General features: G+C 62.5%; 18 protein-coding genes. 5 read left to right on the top strand and 13 right to left on the bottom strand.

The window, feature by feature from the left end; translation table 11 throughout:
* Positions 1 to 2: 2 nt before the first annotated feature.
* The 7 genes from HMPREF3157_RS07500 to hrcA all read right to left on the bottom strand — a co-directional run bounded on the left by HMPREF3157_RS07500 (position 3) and on the right by hrcA (position 6,316).
* Positions 3 to 1,304, bottom strand: coding sequence for a hemolysin family protein (locus tag HMPREF3157_RS07500; RefSeq protein ID WP_070436012.1), 1,302 nt, complete (start codon positions 1,302 to 1,304; stop codon positions 3 to 5).
* Positions 1,301 to 1,795 (bottom strand): rRNA maturation RNase YbeY, encoded by a 495-nt coding sequence (gene ybeY / locus HMPREF3157_RS07495; protein ID WP_070436011.1) that lies wholly within the window; start codon positions 1,793 to 1,795, stop codon positions 1,301 to 1,303. The genes HMPREF3157_RS07500 and ybeY overlap by 4 nt, the downstream gene beginning before the upstream one ends.
* On the bottom strand, positions 1,792 to 2,799 hold the full coding sequence (locus HMPREF3157_RS07490; RefSeq protein WP_070436010.1) for a PhoH family protein: 1,008 nt from the start codon (positions 2,797 to 2,799) through the stop codon (positions 1,792 to 1,794). The genes ybeY and HMPREF3157_RS07490 overlap by 4 nt, the downstream gene beginning before the upstream one ends.
* A gap of 2 nt (positions 2,800 to 2,801) precedes the next feature.
* Positions 2,802 to 3,152: an HIT domain-containing protein gene (locus HMPREF3157_RS07485; RefSeq protein WP_016664462.1), complete on the bottom strand. Its 351-nt coding sequence runs from the start codon at positions 3,150 to 3,152 to the stop codon at positions 2,802 to 2,804.
* 162 nt (positions 3,153 to 3,314) lie between these two features.
* The gene (locus tag HMPREF3157_RS07480; RefSeq protein WP_070436009.1) at positions 3,315 to 4,106 is read right to left on the bottom strand and encodes a 16S rRNA (uracil(1498)-N(3))-methyltransferase; all 792 of its coding nucleotides are present in this window, start codon (positions 4,104 to 4,106) and stop codon (positions 3,315 to 3,317) included.
* On the bottom strand, positions 4,103 to 5,254 hold the full coding sequence (dnaJ, locus tag HMPREF3157_RS07475) for a molecular chaperone DnaJ (RefSeq protein ID WP_070436008.1): 1,152 nt from the start codon (positions 5,252 to 5,254) through the stop codon (positions 4,103 to 4,105). The genes HMPREF3157_RS07480 and dnaJ overlap by 4 nt, the downstream gene beginning before the upstream one ends.
* Before the next feature lie 33 nt (positions 5,255 to 5,287).
* Entirely contained in the window at positions 5,288 to 6,316 is a 1,029-nt protein-coding gene (gene hrcA, locus HMPREF3157_RS07470) for a heat-inducible transcriptional repressor HrcA (RefSeq protein ID WP_034372998.1), read from the bottom strand.
* 125 nt (positions 6,317 to 6,441) lie between these two features.
* Between hrcA and HMPREF3157_RS07465 the strand changes: the two genes are divergently transcribed.
* Positions 6,442 to 7,320, top strand: coding sequence for a DUF3097 domain-containing protein (locus HMPREF3157_RS07465; protein ID WP_016664458.1), 879 nt, complete (start codon positions 6,442 to 6,444; stop codon positions 7,318 to 7,320).
* Positions 7,321 to 7,713: 393 nt separating this feature from the next.
* Positions 7,714 to 7,869 carry a hypothetical protein gene (locus HMPREF3157_RS10555; RefSeq protein WP_016664457.1) on the top strand — a complete coding sequence of 52 codons (156 nt, stop codon included), beginning with the start codon at positions 7,714 to 7,716 and terminating at the stop codon, positions 7,867 to 7,869.
* A 35-nt stretch (positions 7,870 to 7,904) separates the two neighbouring features.
* Here the strand turns inward: HMPREF3157_RS10555 and hemW are convergent, their stop codons facing one another.
* Genes hemW through lepA form a run of 3 tightly spaced genes read right to left on the bottom strand, consistent with a single transcriptional unit; the run spans position 7,905 to position 11,698 of the window.
* Complete coding sequence (hemW, locus tag HMPREF3157_RS07460; protein WP_016664456.1) at positions 7,905 to 9,089, bottom strand: radical SAM family heme chaperone HemW; 1,185 nt, start codon at positions 9,087 to 9,089, stop codon at positions 7,905 to 7,907.
* A complete protein-coding gene (locus HMPREF3157_RS07455; protein WP_016664455.1) occupies positions 9,073 to 9,846 on the bottom strand; it encodes an MOSC domain-containing protein in 774 nt (257 codons plus the stop codon). Before HMPREF3157_RS07455 ends, hemW begins: the two co-directional genes overlap by 17 nt.
* Before the next feature lie 10 nt (positions 9,847 to 9,856).
* Complete coding sequence (gene lepA, locus HMPREF3157_RS07450) at positions 9,857 to 11,698, bottom strand: translation elongation factor 4 (protein ID WP_070436007.1); 1,842 nt, start codon at positions 11,696 to 11,698, stop codon at positions 9,857 to 9,859.
* A gap of 121 nt (positions 11,699 to 11,819) precedes the next feature.
* Between lepA and HMPREF3157_RS07445 the strand changes: the two genes are divergently transcribed.
* On the top strand, positions 11,820 to 12,422 hold the full coding sequence (locus HMPREF3157_RS07445) for a type II toxin-antitoxin system PemK/MazF family toxin (RefSeq protein ID WP_070436006.1): 603 nt from the start codon (positions 11,820 to 11,822) through the stop codon (positions 12,420 to 12,422).
* A 253-nt stretch (positions 12,423 to 12,675) separates the two neighbouring features.
* On the top strand, positions 12,676 to 12,942 hold the full coding sequence (rpsT, locus tag HMPREF3157_RS07440) for a 30S ribosomal protein S20 (protein WP_016664452.1): 267 nt from the start codon (positions 12,676 to 12,678) through the stop codon (positions 12,940 to 12,942).
* 213 nt (positions 12,943 to 13,155) lie between these two features.
* Here the strand turns inward: rpsT and holA are convergent, their stop codons facing one another.
* Positions 13,156 to 14,145, bottom strand: a complete 990-nt coding sequence (holA, locus tag HMPREF3157_RS07435; protein WP_070436005.1) for a DNA polymerase III subunit delta — start codon at positions 14,143 to 14,145, stop codon at positions 13,156 to 13,158.
* Between the two features lie 99 nt (positions 14,146 to 14,244).
* Here holA and HMPREF3157_RS07430 point away from each other — a divergent pair, with 99 nt between their 5' ends.
* Complete coding sequence (locus HMPREF3157_RS07430; protein ID WP_246816556.1) at positions 14,245 to 15,048, top strand: sulfite exporter TauE/SafE family protein; 804 nt, start codon at positions 14,245 to 14,247, stop codon at positions 15,046 to 15,048.
* A gap of 19 nt (positions 15,049 to 15,067) precedes the next feature.
* On the opposite strand, the gene HMPREF3157_RS07425 is transcribed toward HMPREF3157_RS07430, so the two are convergent.
* Positions 15,068 to 15,766, bottom strand: coding sequence for a GntR family transcriptional regulator (locus HMPREF3157_RS07425; RefSeq protein WP_052126890.1), 699 nt, complete (start codon positions 15,764 to 15,766; stop codon positions 15,068 to 15,070).
* Positions 15,759 to 17,384 (bottom strand): dipeptide ABC transporter ATP-binding protein, encoded by a 1,626-nt coding sequence (locus HMPREF3157_RS07420; protein ID WP_070436254.1) that lies wholly within the window; start codon positions 17,382 to 17,384, stop codon positions 15,759 to 15,761. Before HMPREF3157_RS07420 ends, HMPREF3157_RS07425 begins: the two co-directional genes overlap by 8 nt.
* Between the last annotated feature and the right edge of the window lie 2 nt (positions 17,385 to 17,386).

The raw sequence follows: 17,386 nt of genomic DNA, 5'->3' as shown, positions 1-17,386 counted from the left end.
TCCTAATCGTCGCTCTCGTGCGACTCGTCACCGGTATCGCGCGGGGCGCGACTGACGAGAATTGCCGAGACCTGCTTGCGCCTGCCACTCGTGCGATCGGCTTCCATGTGTAGGCCGTGGGCGGTGCCCTCGGCGCCCACGATCGGCACCCTTCCAATGGTTTTCGCGAGGAGACCACCGATCGTGTCAACATCGTCGTCTTCGATCTCGAGATCGAAAAGCTCGCCGACCTCGACGATGGTCATGCGCGCGGGAACGCGGTATTCGCCTTCGGCGACCTTCTCGGCCTCTTGCTCGCGGCGGTCGTGCTCGTCGGCAATCTCCCCCACGATCTCTTCGAGGATGTCCTCAATCGTGACGATGCCGGCAACACCACCGTATTCATCAACGGGGATACCAACGTGCACGCGAGAGGTACGCATGGCTTCCATGACGCGATCGGCAGTGAGGAACTCCGGGTAGAACTTCACGGGCCTCATGATCTCTGTGACGGGCCGATCGCCGCCGGGATCCCACGGCGAATGGATCGCACGCATCACATCCTTGAAGTACAGCATGCCGAGCAGGTCGTCGACGCCCTCTTCGCCGATGACGGGAATTCGGCTGTACCCCGAGCGTACGAACAGGCGCATGGCCTTGTTCGCGGTCGCGTCCGCGTCGATCGTCACCATGTCGGTGCGGGGCACCATGACCTCGCGGATCATCGTGTCGTCAAGATCAAACACACCCTTGATCATGTTGCGCTCGTCGTCTTCGAGCGCTTCCGTTTCACTCGCGCGATCCACGAAGTGGCGAAGCTCCTCCTCCGTCGCGAACGGTCCGCCCGCGACCTTCCCGCCGGGAGTGAAGGCGTTCGAGATGTGGATGAGGACCTTCGCAGGAAGGGCCAGGGCGACCCGAGCGAAACGGACAAGCGGGGAAAGAGCCGAGATCGTTTTCTCTGGGGCACGCCTGCCTAGCGTGCGGGGCGACACGGAGGCTCCCATGAACGACACGAGGAAGGTCACCGTAATCGCGAGGAGGAGTGGTAGCCACAGTCCCTCGAGCCGTTCGAACATGAATGCCGTGATGACAACAGCGTAGGTCGTTTCGGCAAGAACGCGCCCAAGCGCGATCGTTGCGAACGTCGTGTGGGTGTCGTCGTGCATCGTGAGGATGCGGTCCCGCTTCTTTTCCTCGTCTTCAAAGTAGCGCTCGATACTGTGGCGCGAAAGCGTGCTGAGAGCGGCATCAGCGGCCGAGAAGCACACCGCGAGGACGATCGCGACGATAGCGAGTGGAACCAGAAAAGCGGTTGTACTCATGCCTCGGGGCCGCCGGTATCACAGATGCCCACGCGAGAGCCACGGCCCGCGAGAAACGTCAAAAGCAGCTTGCGCTGGAGCGTGAACATCACACGCTCTTCCTCGGGCTCGACGTGGTCGTAGCCGAGCAGGTGAAGGATGCCGTGAGTGAGCAGAAGAAGCATTTCTTCTTCCGAGCTGTGGCCGGCAATACGGGCTTGCTGCGCGGCGACGGTGGGGCAGATGACGATGTCGCCGAGGAGGCCTTCGGGGGCGAGCTCCCCTTCGCGTCCTTCGCGAAGTTCGTCCATGGGGAAGCTCATGACGTCGGTGGGCCCCTCGAGGTCCATCCATTCCTCGTGGAGTTCACTCATGGCCTTCTCGTCCACAAACGTGATCGACAGTTCGGTGGCCGGGTGCAAGAACATAGCGTCGAATACGTAGCGGGCGAGATCAACGAACTCGCGGGCATCGATCTTGGCGGTCGTTTCGTTGTTGACTTCGATGCTCATCGCTTCCCCTTTTTCTTCGGTGAGAACTCGGAAAGATCCCAACGCGCGTAGGCGTCGACGATGTCGCTGACGAGTCGGTGGCGCACGACATCCTTGGAGCTCAAGTGGCAAAAGGCAATGTCGTCGACCTTACCGAGGATGCGTTCGACGACTTTGAGGCCGCTGCTGGTGCCTCCGGGAAGATCCACCTGGGTCGCATCGCCCGTGACCACCATGGTCGAGTTGAAACCCAAGCGGGTCAGGAACATCTTCATCTGCTCGGGTGTCGTGTTTTGCGCCTCGTCGAGGATGATGAAGGCATCGTTGAGCGTACGCCCGCGCATGTATGCGAGCGGCGCAACTTCGATCGTTCCCGCCCCCATGAGCCGCGGGATGGACTCGGGGTCGAGCATGTCGTGTAGCGCGTCGTAGAGCGGGCGCAAGTAGGGGTCGATCTTCTCGTTGAGCGTGCCCGGGAGAAATCCGAGGCGCTCGCCTGCTTCGACCGCGGGGCGCGTAAGGATGATCCGGTTGATCTGCTTATCGAGAAGTGCACGCACGGCTTTCGCGACCGCGAGGTACGTTTTTCCGGTGCCTGCGGGGCCGATGCCGAACAAGATCGTGTTCTCATCGATAGCGTCCACGTACTCTTTCTGGCCGATCGTCTTCGGCCTAATCGTGCGCCCTCGTGCGGAGAGAACTGATTGACTGAGGATCGCCGACACGTGCTGGTCACGTCGCCGATCATCGCCGTAGAGTTCTGCGGCGCGGTGGACGGCTCCGCCCGTCACGGTTTCGCCGCTTGCGGCGATCTCAATGAGAGAGTTCATGATGGCGGCAGCGCGATCGAGAGAGCCTTCGGGGCCGCGCAGTGTGATCTGGTGTCCGCGCATCGACACGTCGATGTCGGGCATGATCTTCTCGATGACATTGAGTGCCTGATCATTCGCGCCGAGAACGGCGACGGGACGCAAGTGGTCGGGGATTGCGACGTAGCGTTCGAGGATTTCGGTGGTCTCCTGCACGGTTAGAAGAGGTCTCCTTCGGATTGGGCTTTACCGGCAAGAATGTGCCCGTGCACGTGGAAAACGCTTTGGCCAGCGCTTTCACCGGTATTGAAGAGGAAACGGAACTCGCCTCGGGCATGTTCCTTCGCGACCGCGCCCGCTGCCTTGACGACCGCGGCAAGCAGGTCCTTGTTGGCCGAGAGCTCCACGATGTTGGCGTAATGTTCCTTCGGCACGGCGAGCACGTGAACCGAAGCTTTCGGCTCAAGGTCTTTGAAGCACACGACGTCGGCGTCCTCGTAAACCTTGGTCGACGGGATCTCGCCGGCAACGATTTGGCAAAAGACACAATCTGGTGCGGTCGTGGTCATCGGTTCCTCCTCAGGGCTGCCGCCGCACGGTGCCGGGAATGGGCGCGTGGCGGCTCGTGTGTGCGCTGGTTCCACCAGTCTAGTAGTCGAGGGTACCGCGCGGCTTGTGCTTCCGACGCTCGCCGGCCGCGAGCCGTGAAGGCAGTTAGCATCGCGGTGGGGCTACTGCCACCGCCCGGTTACTGCGCACAGGGCCGCAAGAGCCGCGGGGCCCGCGCTCGAGGCCCGAAGAATCTCCGTGCCCAGAAGCGTCGGCGTGGCACCAGCGCGAGCAAACCGGTCGATCTCGCTGTCACTAATACCGCCCTCGGGCCCGACGATGACCCACACGTCGCGAGGAATGCCTTCTTGCCTACCCGCGGCATGATTGAGATCGCGTAGGTGTGCCCCGAGTCCTACGGTTGCACTCTCGTGCAGGGCAAGAACCGTCGATCCGCTGTCAACTGCACGCGCGATTTGGGCAGCGAGATCGTCACTTGTGACGACGGGCTCGAGCACGGGGATGCGTGCGCGACGAGACTGTTTAACTGCGGCGTTGATACGCGCACGCCACTTCTCAAGTCCCTTACCCTCTTTCGCACCTTTCCATTGGACGACGCTGCGATCAGCTTGCCAGGGAATGATGCGGTCAACGCCAAGTTCGGTCGCCATTTCAATCGCCGATTCGTCGCGGCCGCCCTTAGCGAGCGCTTGGACGAGCACAAATGTCGTCTCCGGCGCTGGCTCGTGCGTGGGCGCGCTGCACAGCTGAATGTCGAAGCTACTCTTCGAGACGTTCGTGACGGTAGCCTCCGCCTGGTGACCGTGCGTGTCCGTCAGGAGGATGCTCTCGCCCGGGCGAAGCCGCATGACGCGTGCCCCGTGGTGCCCTTCGTCCCCGCCGATCTCGATTGAGCTTCCGGCGGTGGCGCCCTCGAGAGTCCCCTCGAGGAGAAGGAAGTTCTTGAGGCTCACAGATCGCGGAATTTCTCGCGGAGTTTCGCGAAGACGCCGCCGTCGCTGTGCTGGGCGTTCTTCGCCGCTGAGCGAAGGTCGGGTTCGTTGCGCATCTCGCCAAACTTCGCGAGGAGATCCTTTTCGGCACCCGAGAGTTTCTTCGGGATCTCGACGCCCACCTCGATGAGGATGTCGCCGCGAGAGTCGCCGCGCAATGCAGTGACGCCGAGGTCGCGGAGCCGAATGACATCACCGGGCTGAGTTCCAGCCTTGATCTCGACCTCGCGCTCGCCGTCGAAGGTCGTGAGAGTGGCCTTCGTGCCAAGGGCCGCGGCAATCATGGAAATTGTGAGGCGCGCGAGCAGATCGTTGCCTTCGCGATGGAAGATCTCGTGCTCCTTGACGCGAACCTCGACGAAGAGGTCTCCGGCGGGGCCGCCAGCCTCACCCGCTTCGCCCTCCCCGCGAAGCTGGATGCGGCGACCTGTATCGATGCCCGCGGGAACGCGCAGCGTAATCGTGCGCTCCTCCTGCACACGGCCGTGCCCCTGGCACTCGCTGCAAGGATTCTCGATGATCGTGCCGTGTCCCTGGCAGGCCGAGCACGGCGCGAGTTGCACCATCTGACCAAGCAGAGAGTTCACCGTGCGCTGCACGTGACCGCTTCCGCTACAGACGGTGCACTTCTTCGTTCCCGTTCCGGGCTCACAGCAGTTACCGTGGCAGCGATTGCAGGTCACAGCCGTCGCGAATGTCAGCTCCTTTTCGGAGCCGAAGACGACGTCATCGAGCTCGAGTGTCATGCGTCGGAGGATGTCGTTGCCGCGCCGCTCGCGCGGGATCGGGCCACGCCCGCGTCCGCTCATTCCTGACGCACCCGCGAACACATCGAAGAGGTCGGAGAAATCGAACGTCGCTCCCCCGCCGAAGCCACCGAAGCCACCGCCCCCAAATGGGTTCTGACCGCCCATGTCGTACATTCGACGCTTTTCGGGGTTGGAGAGGGTCTCGTATGCCTGAGAGACCTTCTTCATTTGATCGGCTGCGGCTGGATCGGGATTGACATCGGGGTGCAGCTTGCGGGCCTTCTTGCGGTAGGCCTTCTTGATCTCGTCCGCGCTTGCGTCCTTTGAGACGCCGAGGGTCTCGTAAAAGTCGTCGTTCACGAAGTGTGGTTCCTTGAGAGTTGGGTTCAGTTCTTAACCGATGAAACGGGAAATGTACCGCGCGACAGCGCGCACGGAAGAAATCGAGGTCACGTAGTCCATGGTCGAGGGGCCGAGGATCGCGATGCGCGAGGAGGGGGAGGCGGCGCCTGCAGTTTCGGTATAGGCGCTCCCCACGAGGGCCGCTCGCTGAAGGGCATCGCCCGAAACGCTACTGAGTTCCTCGCCGATCAACACATCGACCTCGCCGAAGTTCGAATGCATCTCGCCGAGGAGTCGAAGGAGCACGAGCTGTTCCTCGAGCAGGTCAAGCATCGGCCCGACCTCGCGAGAGAATTGCTCGCCGCGCGCAAGGTTCGAGACTCCGCCGACGATCATGCGATCCTCGCGGCGCGAGGCGAGCAGCTCACCGAGCGTGTCGAGCACCTCGGTCGCCGCCGCGCGGGTCAGTTCGGATTCCGCATCGAGCAGTGCCTCCAGATCCCCGCCCACGGAGGTCACGGGCCTTGACGTGCATACCCGATTAATGCGCTCGCGAAGCCTCTCGTAATAGGCGGCCTCTTGGGGATGTGTGAGCGAAATCGTCTGCTGATCCACGCGCCCCGCGTCTGTGATGAGCACGACGAGCAGGAGAGTCTCGGATGTCTTCACGAGCTCAACGTGGCGCACGTGTGCTTGTCGCAGCGCCGGGTACTGCACGACCGCCACTTGATTCGTGAGACGCGACAGCAGGCGCACCGTGCGCGAAAGAAGGTCATCAAGGTCGTGGGCGCCGTCGAAAAACGTCTGAATCGCGCGCCGTTCAGGAGCCGAGAGAGGCTTGACTTGCGCGACGTAGTCGACGAAAACGCGATAGCCCTTGTCGGTGGGAATGCGACCCGCCGACGTGTGGGGCTGCATAATGAGGCCCTCTTCTTCGAGCACGGACATATCGTTGCGTACGGTCGCCGCGCTGACGCCGAGTTCGTGCCGCTCGAGCAACGACTTCGAGCCCACCGGTTCGCGAGTCGCCACGTAATCTTCCACGATCGCGCCGAGGATGCTGAGCTTGCGCTCATCCATACTTCTCATCCTTTCGCGCGTTAGCAGTCACAGGCTTCGAGTGCCAATACTACGCGTAGTGCGCGACCCTTGCACGGTGTGGCGATCCCCTGTGAGCGAACACGCCCCTGGTAGCGTAAAGCGCCGTGAATATCGATCGATACGGCCACGACGTCCTTTCCGGTACCGGGGATGCCTTTCACCCGAAACGCCCCGCGAGCAGGGATGTCCCTGCCGAGCGCGGGCTCGTCGTCGAGGATGTGCAAACCGGCTGGGTCGGCGCCGTCACGCGCGTGGAGAAGTCGGGCGGTATCCACATCGTCGAACTCGAGGATCGTCACGGGCGCCTTCGCACGTTCCGCCTCGGCCCCGGTTTTCTGATCGATGGAAAGCCCGTTCGCTTGACCCCGCCCACGAGCGGCGGTCCGACGGCTGCTCGGCAAACGTCAGCCCCTAAACGAAGCGCGTCGGGCTCAACCTATGTCGAAGGGGCCCGTGCCCGCGTCGCGCGCGGCTCCCGGATTTGGGTTGAAGGCAAGCACGATGCGGAACTCGTGGAGAAGGTGTGGGGGCACGACCTGCGCATCGAGGGTGTCGCCGTCGAGATGCTCGATGGCGCCGATAATCTCCTCGAGCGCGTGCGGGCATTTAACCCCGCGCCGGGCCGCAAGCTCGGAATCCTCGTGGACCACCTCGTTCCCGGATCGAAAGAGACGCGGATCGCCGAGGCCGTCATGCGGGAGAAGGGCGTTGCGGGCAACGTGCTCATCCTTGGCCACCCGTACGTGGACGTGTGGCAAGCCGTGAAGCCCGCACGAGTGGGGCTTGAGAAATGGCCCCACATCCCCAAGGGAACCGACATCAAGGTGGGATCACTTAGGGCGCTCGGCCTCCCCGCCGAGTCCCAAGCCGATATCGCCGAGGGCTGGCAGAAGATCCTCTCTCGTGTGCGCTCGTACGCCGATGTCGAACCAACGCTCAGCGGGCGTATCGAGGAGCTCATCGACTTCGTCACCGCTCCCTGACCTGGAGCAGCCCCGGATTGCATAGAGGTTGTGGGGGTTTGAGCTCGGGAGCAAATCCGACGCTTACCTCGCCCGCGCTCAAGGGCCACCGGAAGCGTCGACTGAGCGGCCGAGTCCCCGCCTCTGCCGGAATCTACGGAGTGGGTGGTGTGGAGAGACTTCGACTCTGCGTACGAGTACATTAAAGACACACCAGGAAGAATCACTTGGTACGACATAAGCCCTCTGGCGGGTATGGCGTGTCACTGAGTAATCTTGGGTTCGATAAACCCAATACCTCTACCGTTTGCTTGACCGGAGCCTCATCTGCACTGAACGCGATCGAAAGTACGAGGTGGGTTCAGGTAAGTGCAAAATCGAGTCAGCGGCGACTTTCGAAAGCGTAGGAATCTCATGATTTTTAGGTCCGCGTGGTTTATGGTCATTTTCGTTGTTGTCGTGATGATCGTGGCGATCCTGCTTCTCGGCTTTCTAATTTTTACCGTTCTTCAACAATTCGTCGCCCGGAATAAGAAAGCGGACAACGAAAGTGATCAACATGAACCGTAGGGATCACCCGAGTCTCAGCCGCTTCAAAAGCGCTCTCAAGGCAAAACATCGCGCGTGATGGCATCGGCGATGAGCCGGCCGGCGTCGGAAAGCCTCACGATCCCGCTATCCCACGCACTCGCATCCAACCGCCCCGCTGCCACGTGCCGCTCGAGCACCTCGCGTGCCTCATCGCTCGAGGTGAGCGGATTACTCGCCGCGGAAAATCCTTCGCGAAGGCGCATCTCGAGCATGAGGCGTTCGAGCGCGCGATCCTCATCAGAGACCTGCTCGGAGCCATCCACGGGAAGCCGGTTCTGCGCAAGAGCCGCCGCGTAGCGCGAGGGGTGCTTGAGGTTCCACGAGCGGTAGCCGTCGCGGTGTCGATGCGCGCCGGGGCCGATCCCCCACCAGTCGCGGCCCCGCCAGTAGGCGAGGTTATGGCGGCACTGAAACTCCTCGCCGTGCGCGAAGTTCGAGACCTCGTACCACTCGAAGCCCGCGGCTCGCGTGCGGTAGGCGATGAGCTCGTAGGCATCGGCCATGAAGTCCGGATCGGGCTCGCTGAGTTCGCCGCGGCGCAGCTGGCGGGCCATTTTGGTGTTGCCCTCGACGATGAGCGAGTAGGCGCTCACGTGGTCCGGCTGCATCTCGGTGATCGCGTCGATCGTGGTCTCGACATCCGCGAGGCTTTCCCCCGGCGTTCCATAGATCATGTCGAGGCTCACCTGCAGGCCTGCCTCCCGGGCCCACGCGACGGCCCGCGGGACGGACTCTGGGTTGTGGGTGCGGTCGAGGATCGCGAGCACACGCGGCACCGCCGATTGCATGCCGAAACTCACGCGTGTAAACCCAGCCTCGGCAAGTCGCATCAGGGAGTCTCGCGTAACGGAGTCGGGGTTCGCCTCGGTCGTCACCTCGGCGCCCGGGGCGAGAGGGATAAGCGAGTCGAGGTGGGCGAGCATGCGCGCCTGGTCATCTGCAGGCAGAAGCGTGGGGGTCCCGCCTCCGAAGAACACGGTGACCACGCGGTCGTACGTGAAGTCCGACGCTTGATCGTCTGCGAGTGTGAGCTCCATTTCGCGCATCGCATTGGCAGGATATTCGGCTTGCGATCCTCCCCCACCAAGCTCCCTCGCCGTGTAGGTGTTGAAGTCGCAGTAGCCGCAGCGCACCGCGCAAAACGGCACGTGAATGTAGACCGAGAGCCCTCGGCGCTCGGCGTTAGTTCCCGCGGCCATCGGTGATGAGCGAGGCAGGGAATTCGAAGGAGATGCCGGCGCTCTCGAGCGCCGCGAGGCACCCCCTTGCCATCGAGGTGTACACGGGCGTTTCCGTGTCGCGGGCCCAGCTCAAGAGTGCCTTGGCGCTCGTTGGATCGATCTCGCTCGAGAGACCGCGGAAGATCTCGCCTATGCTTACGCCGTGCTCGGGAACCGAAAGCACTTCGATTTCGTCACCCGGGCGCACAACGCCTTCCCGCACAACGCGGAAGTACGCGCCCGACTTGCCGTAGGCGTTGAAGCGGCGGCCCCATGCTCCTCGGGGCTCGATCCCAGCCTGATCGGCGAAGCGCCCCATCCACACGGCGAAAGTTTTGCAGGGCTGGCGCGGCACGCTCGCCTGAAGCTCGGCACCGCCAATCCGCCAGCGCGAGCCAATGACAACCTCGTCAGTATCAATGCCCTCCGTGACGAGATTTTCGCCGAAGGCACCGTCGGGCAGACCACTCAATCCCTCCCGGCGCGCAAGTTCGTCGCGGGTTTCGCGCGCGAAAGCGTACACGGCCTTGAAAAGACCGCCGTGGTGTTCGGTATCGCCCTGCACATCGCCAAGCACGCCGTGCGTAAGGAGCTTGATGCCCTCCGCGCGCGGGACCTTGTTGATCCCCGAGCGGATGCCCGTTTCCTCGACGTGGAAGAGTGATTCCACCGTGCACGTCGCAATCACGCGCGCGGGGCCTTGAGCGATAGCGACCGAAAGTGGTTCGACGTTCATGTTCGTCCCCTTACTTGTTTTTGCCGTCCGACGATCCGCCGTCCGAGCGCAGCGCCGCGATGAAGGCCTCTTGCGGCACGTCGACCGAGCCGATCGACTTCATGCGCTTCTTACCTTCTTTCTGCTTCTCGAGAAGCTTGCGCTTACGGGAGATGTCGCCCCCGTAGCACTTGGAAAGCACGTCCTTGCGGATCGCGCGAATGTTTTCGCGCGCAATGATGCGCGAGCCGATCGCCGCCTGGATCGGCACCTCGAACTGCTGGCGCGGAATGAGGTTCTTGAGCTTGCCAGCCATTTCCACGCCGTAGTGGTAGGCCTTGTCGCGGTGCACGATCGCACTGAACGCGTCCACGGTTTCGCCCTGGAGAAGCATGTCAACCTTGACCAGGTCGGCCGCTTCCTCGCCCTGAACGTCGTAGTCGAGCGAGGCGTAGCCCTTCGTACGGCTCTTGAGCTGATCAAAGAAGTCGAACACGATCTCGGCGAGGGGAAGAATGTAGCGGAGCTCAACGCGGTCTTCGCTCAGGTAGTCCATGCCCTTCATCGTGCCGCGCTTGGACTGGCACAGTTCCATGACGGTGCCCACGAATTCCTTGGGCACGAGGATCGTGGATTTCGCGACGGGTTCGCGGATTTCGTGGACCTTGCCCTCGGGGAAATCGGAAGGGTTGAGTACCTGGACTTCGGTGCCGTCCTCCATCGTCACGTGGTAGATCACGCTGGGCGCGGTCGATATCAGGTCCAAGTTGAATTCGCGCTCGAGCCTCTCGCGCACGATCTCGAGGTGGAGCAGGCCAAGGAAGCCCACGCGAAAGCCGAAACCGAGCGCTGTCGAGGTTTCGGGCTCGTAGTTGAGCGCAGCGTCGTTGAGTTTGAGCTTATCGAGCGCGTCGCGCAGCGCGGGGTAGTCGGAGCCGTCGATCGGGAAGAGACCCGAAAACACCATTGGTTTCGGTTCTGAATAGCCGGGTAGCGGTTCCTCAGCACCGCGCAGCGCGGCGGTCACCGTATCGCCGACCTTCGACTGGCGCACATCCTTTACGCCCGTAATGAGGTAGCCAACCTCGCCGGGGCCAAGCCCCTTCGTGGGCTTCGGTTCGGGAGAGATCACGCCGATCTCGAGAAGCTCGTGAGTCGCGCCCGTCGACATCATCTGGATCTTTTCGCGCGGGTCGAGCTGCCCGTCGACGACACGCACGTACGTCACAACACCGCGGTACGTGTCGTACACGGAATCGAAAATCATCGCACGCGAGGGCGCATCAATCTGCCCATGAGGCTTCGGGATCGTGCGCACAACGTGATCGAGGAGCACCTCGACGCCCTCGCCGGTCTTGCCCGAAACCTTGAGAACATCCGAGGGATCGCAACCCACGAGCTGAGCGATTTCCGCCGCGTACTTTTCGGGATCAGCGGCGGGCAGGTCGATCTTGTTGAGCACCGGAATGATCTCGAGGTCGTTGTCGAGCGCAAGGTACAGGTTCGCGAGGGTCTGCGCCTCGATACCCTGCGCGGCATCGACAAGAAGGATCGCGCCCTCACACGCCGCAAGCGAGCGCGAAACCTCGTAGGTGAAGTCCACGTGACCCGGCGTATCGATCATGTTGAGTGCGTACGCCTCGCCGTCCACAACCCACGGCATGCGCACGGCCTGACTTTTCACGGTGATACCGCGCTCGCGTTCGATATCCATGCGGTCGAGGTATTGGGCCCGCATCGCACGTTCGTCGACGACCCCGGTGAGCTGGAGCATCCTGTCAGCGAGGGTCGATTTTCCGTGATCGATATGCGCAATGATGCAGAAGTTACGGATCCTCTCCATAGAGGTCGCGGCTGGCTCAATCTCGCGCATGTTCGCGGGGGCGCTAGTCAACGGGAATCCTTTCGACGGGCACAGATGATTCCATTGTCCCATGCACGGACAGTTTTGGCTCGTTCACGCGGGCCCGCGCACGGGTTGATACGGTCACATCATGAGCCTTTTCTCCTCCCTCCGGTCCATCGCGGGCTCCCTTGCCCGCAACCGTCAGGTGCAACGCGCCGCCCGTCGCCTTGCGCGGGAGGGAGTGCGCTCGCTCGAAGGAAAAATGAAGGGTTCCGACGGTGGCCGGGCAAGCGTCGGGCCAGATTCGCACACCGATGCTCGCGCGAGCGACACCGGAACCGCTCTCCCCGACCGTGCGGGCAACGCTCCCCTGAACCTCACGTACGCCCCCGCCGCTGATGGCAATCCGGATCCGGGCGAAATCGTGTGGGCGTGGGTCCCGTTCGAGGAGGACCGCTCACAAGGTAAAGACCGCCCCGTTCTCGTGATCGCCGACGAAGGCGGCGGCGTAATCGTGGCGCTCATGCTCACCTCGCGCGATCGCGGCAAAGGCGATCACACCGATGAGCACGGCAATCGTTGGGTCGATATCGGCACCGGGTCGTGGGATTCGCGGCATCGCCCCTCCGAGGTGCGGGTCGATCGGCTCATTAGACTCGAAGCGGCGAAGGTGCGACGAGAGGGCGGCAAACTGGACAAAGCACGCTTTGAGCGGGTGGCTAATGCCACACGTGACGCGCATGGCTGGTGAGTTTTAACTCTGGGCTTTCACGCTTAGCGCTGGTAAAGTTGACGGCTGTATGTGTGAACATACTGCGCTGTGTGCGGCGCACTTTCGTCCCTTTCGTGTCTCTGGGGCAGAGTGCTGCATGCGCCGGCGTGAGTTTTTCCGTTCGTGATGCGAACGTTTGACGTCTCCAGGCGACACCCCACCGCCCGTCCCCGTCGAGCGCGAGCACCTCTCATGAGCGGCGTTTCACCTCAACATCTAGAAAAGGCACCTCGTGGCAAACATCAAGTCCCAGATTAAGCGCAACAAGACCAACGCGAAGGCTCAGGCACGCAACAAGGCGTACCGCAGCGAGCTCAAGACCTACGTGCGTAAGGTTCGCACCGCTGTCGCTGCCGGCGATGCGGAAGCATCGACCAAGGCTCTTCGTGAGGCTTCGCGCAAGCTCGACAAGGCTGTGTCGAAGGGCGTCATCCACAAGAACCAGGCTGCAAACCGCAAGTCGGGTCTCGCAAAGCTTGTAGCGACGCTCGAGAAGTGAGCATAATTCTCGCGTTTTAGCGTGACGGAAGGCCCCGCTTCGGCGGGGCCTTTTTGGTTGCCTCTTCGGCAGTGGATCGACCCGTGCGCCGCCCTACCTAGCCGAAGATGATCCGCACCTGCGCGATGAGGTCCTTCGCGAATGTCAGCACGAGAAGAAGCGTGAGAAGCGCACCACCAATCACCCACAGAGCGGTTCGCCAGTCGAAACGATTCATGCCCGCCCCCTCCTCGCGCGCGAAATCTCTACGATAAGGCGTTGAAGCGCCCACATTGGGTCACGATCATTACCCTTAACCGCGGCATCCGCTGCGGCGAGGGATTCGAACACCGAGGCGAGCGCGCGCTCCGAGTAGTGGCGGGCGAGCTGAGCGTTGTTGCGGAACATCCAGTCCTGCATGCCTGTGCTCTTTGCCGTCGCACCGGGAATCGCTGCCTGCGCCACCTGCCTGGCCTTGCGCACAATCGTCGCGACGATGGCGACGGGAGACAGCCCCGAGAGTTCGGCTTGGCGAAGCAGCACGAGCGCTTCGCGTTCTTTGCCGGCGAGGCAGGCGTCGGCGATCGCAAATCCCGTTGTCTCCGCGCGGCCTGCCGTAAGAGCCTCGACGTGCCTGAGCGTGATGGGGCCAGCCTGCTGACCCGGCTCGGGCTCGGTGTCGCGCATGAGTTGGGTGCTCACGGCCGCTAGTTCCATGAGGTCTGCCCCGAAGGCATCGACGAGAGCTTTAACCGCATCGGAGTTGACGCGGCGCCGCGCGCGTGAAAACTCGCTCATCGCGAAGGTCATCTTTGCTTTCGCGGTTTTGATCTCTGCCGCGTTCACCCATGGAGCGCCCGATTTCTTCACGGCGTCGAGGAGCTTCTTGGCGCGCTGATCACCGCGATTGATGAGCACGAGCGTGACGTCCTGCTCGGGACTCTGCACGTATTCCATAAGAGCGTTGATGAGAGGCTCCGCGCCGCGTGTCACCTCATCGATGATGACGAGGCGTGGCTCGCCGAAAAGCGAGGGGGCCGTGTATTGAAGGACGTTGCTCTTGGTAATTTCGGTTGAGGTGAAACGGTGGATCTCAAGATCGGCGTGGCGTTCGCGACTGAGCCGGACGATGCGTTCGAGCGCGCGCTGGGCGAGGAGCGCTTCCTTGCCCGCGATAAGCACAACGGGCGCGGGTTCGATACTGTGCCACTGGACTTCGGCCATGGAGAAAGTCTATCGACCACATCGCGAACGCTTTGCGCTTGACGCGAGGTCAGCGGCTACGGTGGCTCATGACATCTAAATGTATACAACAAACTGGAGGTGGAACCCGTGTTGGGTTTGAGCGCGCTGCTGCTGTTCGTCATGGGCATACTCGCGGGCATCGTCAATGCAGCCGTCGGATCCGGTTCTCTCCTCACCCTCCCCGTGCTCCTCGCACTCGGCGTCCCGCCCGGCGTGGCCGTGCGCACCAACACGATCGGAATGTCCTTCGCGACAATCGCCTCCGTCCTTGGCTTCCGCAAAGAAATCGCGGCAGAGAAGCGCCACCTCGCTCCCCTTTCTCTCACCACGATCGTGTGCGCGAGCGCCGGCTCGATACTGCTCCTCCTCTCCCCCTCGAGCGCTCTCGACATCGTCGTGCCCATTCTCATCATCGTTGCGCTCGCCCTCGTCATCGGTCAGCCCTACCTGACGGCGTGGCTCAATAAACGGCGCGAGGCCGATCCTGGCACGCAAACGGGCCCCGTCGGCGAGGCATACGAAAGTCCGTGGCTCGTCGCGCCCGTGGGGGCGGCCGCCGTCTATGGCGGATATTTCACCGCTGCACAGGGCGTTCTCTACATGGGGATCCTCGGCATCGCCACGTCCCGCAGCATGAAAGACGTCAACCCGGTCAAGAACCTCATGCAGCTCTACGTCAATGCGACGGCCGCAATTGTCTACCTCGTGGCGTTTGTGTTTTTCGACGCGCACGTGTGGTGGGTTGGCGTCGTCATTCTCGCCGTGGGCGGGATGATCGGTGGCTATGTTGGCTCGCACGTTGCGAAGCGGCTACCGAACTCGGTATTGCGCGCGACCATCGTCGTCGTCGCACTCGTCGCGCTCGTGCGACAGTTCGTATAGAAAAACGTGAGGGCGCTCGTTACCGATCCTCGTCGGCCAAACTCGAGAGGCTCGCGACGAAGGCGTCGCGCGATGCCTCCAGGTGGGCGCGCATCCGCTCGTGCGCGTTGTGCGCATCCCCCGCGCGCACGAGGTCGTAAATTATTTTGTGCTGATCCCAGGCAGACGTGTCGCGCGTAACCGTGAAGCCACGATGCGCGCTATGAAGCCACTCCACGCGCCCACCGATCTGCTGGAGGATGTGGCTCAGCACAGGGCGCATGGCTAGATCCGCAAGTCCCTGGTGCACGCGGAGATTCGCCTCCGCGATTCCAGCACCGTCTCGATTCGCAAACGCCTCGTCGCCTTGCGCGAGGGCTTCCTCAATTTCCGTGCACAGGCGGCGCGAACGCTCAACATGGGCGGCTCCGGGAGCGGAAAACTCGGCAAATCGCGCGGCTGCGTCCCGCACGAGTGAAGTTTCGAGTGTGATGCGGAGGTCAAACAGCTCGCGCGCATCGTCAAAGGGCGGGTGGGCCACGCGGGATCCGACGTTTGCCCGCGTATCAACGAATCCCTCCGCCGTGAGGATGCGCAATGCCTCACGCACGGGGACGCGCGACAGCTCAAACTCCTTCGCCAAGGCAACTTCACGAAGCGGAGTGCCGGCCGCGTACTGGGCAGCGATAATTCGCTTGCGCAGGGTGGCGGTCACGGTCTTCGCCGCGGCGTCAGACACGCATGAACTCCCTTCCGGGGACGGCATCGAGCAACCCTCGCGTGTACTCGTGTTGAGGGTTTCGCACGACATCGTACACCGAGCCCTTTTCCACGACCTTTCCGGCCTTCATCACCACAACGTCGTCCGCGAGATTTGCCACCACCGCGAGGTCGTGGGTGATGAACACGCAACTGACACCAAGGTCTTTTTGAAGGTCTCCGAGGAGATCGAGGATCTGGTCTTGGACGAGAACGTCGAGAGCTGAGACGGCCTCATCGCACACGAGGAGTTGGGGATGCGCCGCCAGTGCGCGGGCGATTGCAACGCGTTGACGCTGACCGCCCGAGAGCTGCCCGGGAAGCACGCGGGCGGCACTCGACGGTAGTGCAACGTGATCGAGAACCTCGAGCACACGCGCACGGCGCTCGGTCTTGTGCCCGACTCCGAATGTGTCGAGGGGCTCGCGCACGATCCGTTCGACCGTCCACATCGGATTGAGCGACGAGTACGGGTCCTGGAACACGGGCTGCGTGAAGCGGCGCAGTTCCTTGCGCTGCTGTGCGTTCGCGTTCACGACTGAGCGCCCGTCGAGCTTCACTTCCCCGCCCGTCGCTTCCTGCAAACCGAGGATAATCGAGGCCAGGGTCGATTTTCCCGACCCCGATTCGCCGATGATCGCGAGGGTCGATCCACGTCGCACCGTGAAACTAACGTCGTCCACTGCACGAACCTCCCCCTTGCGCGCGCCGCGCAAGCGAAAGACTTTCGTCACCTTCTCAACTTCAAGGACGTTTTCGCTCGACGCGCCTTCTCCCCCCTCGCATGCGGAAGCACTCTTCTTCGTCCCTTCGAGCGTGGGGGACGCGTCAACGAGCTCCCGCGTGTATGGGTGCTGGGGATTCGCGAGGACCTGCCCCGGCGCCCCTCTTTCAACGATCTCGCCCTTGCTCATCACGAGAACGGTGTCGGTTCGATCGGCCGCGACGCCAAGATCGTGCGTCACAAACAGCAGCGACATCCCGCGTTCTTCCACGAGGGATTCGAGGTGGTCAAGAATGTGCTTTTGAACGGTGACGTCGAGTGCACTCGTCGGCTCATCCGCGATCACGAGGTCGGGGTCACCCGCGAGTGCAATCGCGATGAGAATCCTCTGACGCATGCCCCCGGAAAATTCGTGCGGATACTGCTTCGCACGCCGCTCGGGATCCGGGATGCCCGATTCCGCCATGAGCTGCACAACCTCGCGTTCAATCGCCTTCTTGTCCTTCATCCCGTAGGCCCGAAGCGCATCAGCAATGTGATCGCCAACCCGCATCGTCGGGTTGAGGTTCGACATCGGGTCCTGAGGCACGAGCGCGATCCGCTTGCCGCGGACGTCTCGCCATCGTGTGGGCGACGCGTTCACGAGCTCGGTTCCGCGATAGGTGATCGAGCCACCCGTGATGCGACCTTCGCCAGGCAGTAGGCCGAGGATGGAGGCGATCGTCGTGGACTTGCCAGAACCGGACCCGCCTACGAGCGCGAGCTTCTCCCCCGGTCTAAGCGTGAAAGACACTCCGCGGACAGTGGGGCTGGCCGCGCTCCCGTACGTGACGTCAAGGTCGCGTACCTCAAGCACGAATTCATCTGTGTGCATCA

This window comes from Dermabacter sp. HMSC06F07 (assembly GCF_001807345.1).
GTDB lineage: Bacteria > Actinomycetota > Actinomycetes > Actinomycetales > Dermabacteraceae > Dermabacter > Dermabacter hominis.
The sequence above is the reverse complement of the archived record's forward strand: the minus strand, read 5'-3'. Positions and strand labels throughout refer to the sequence as shown.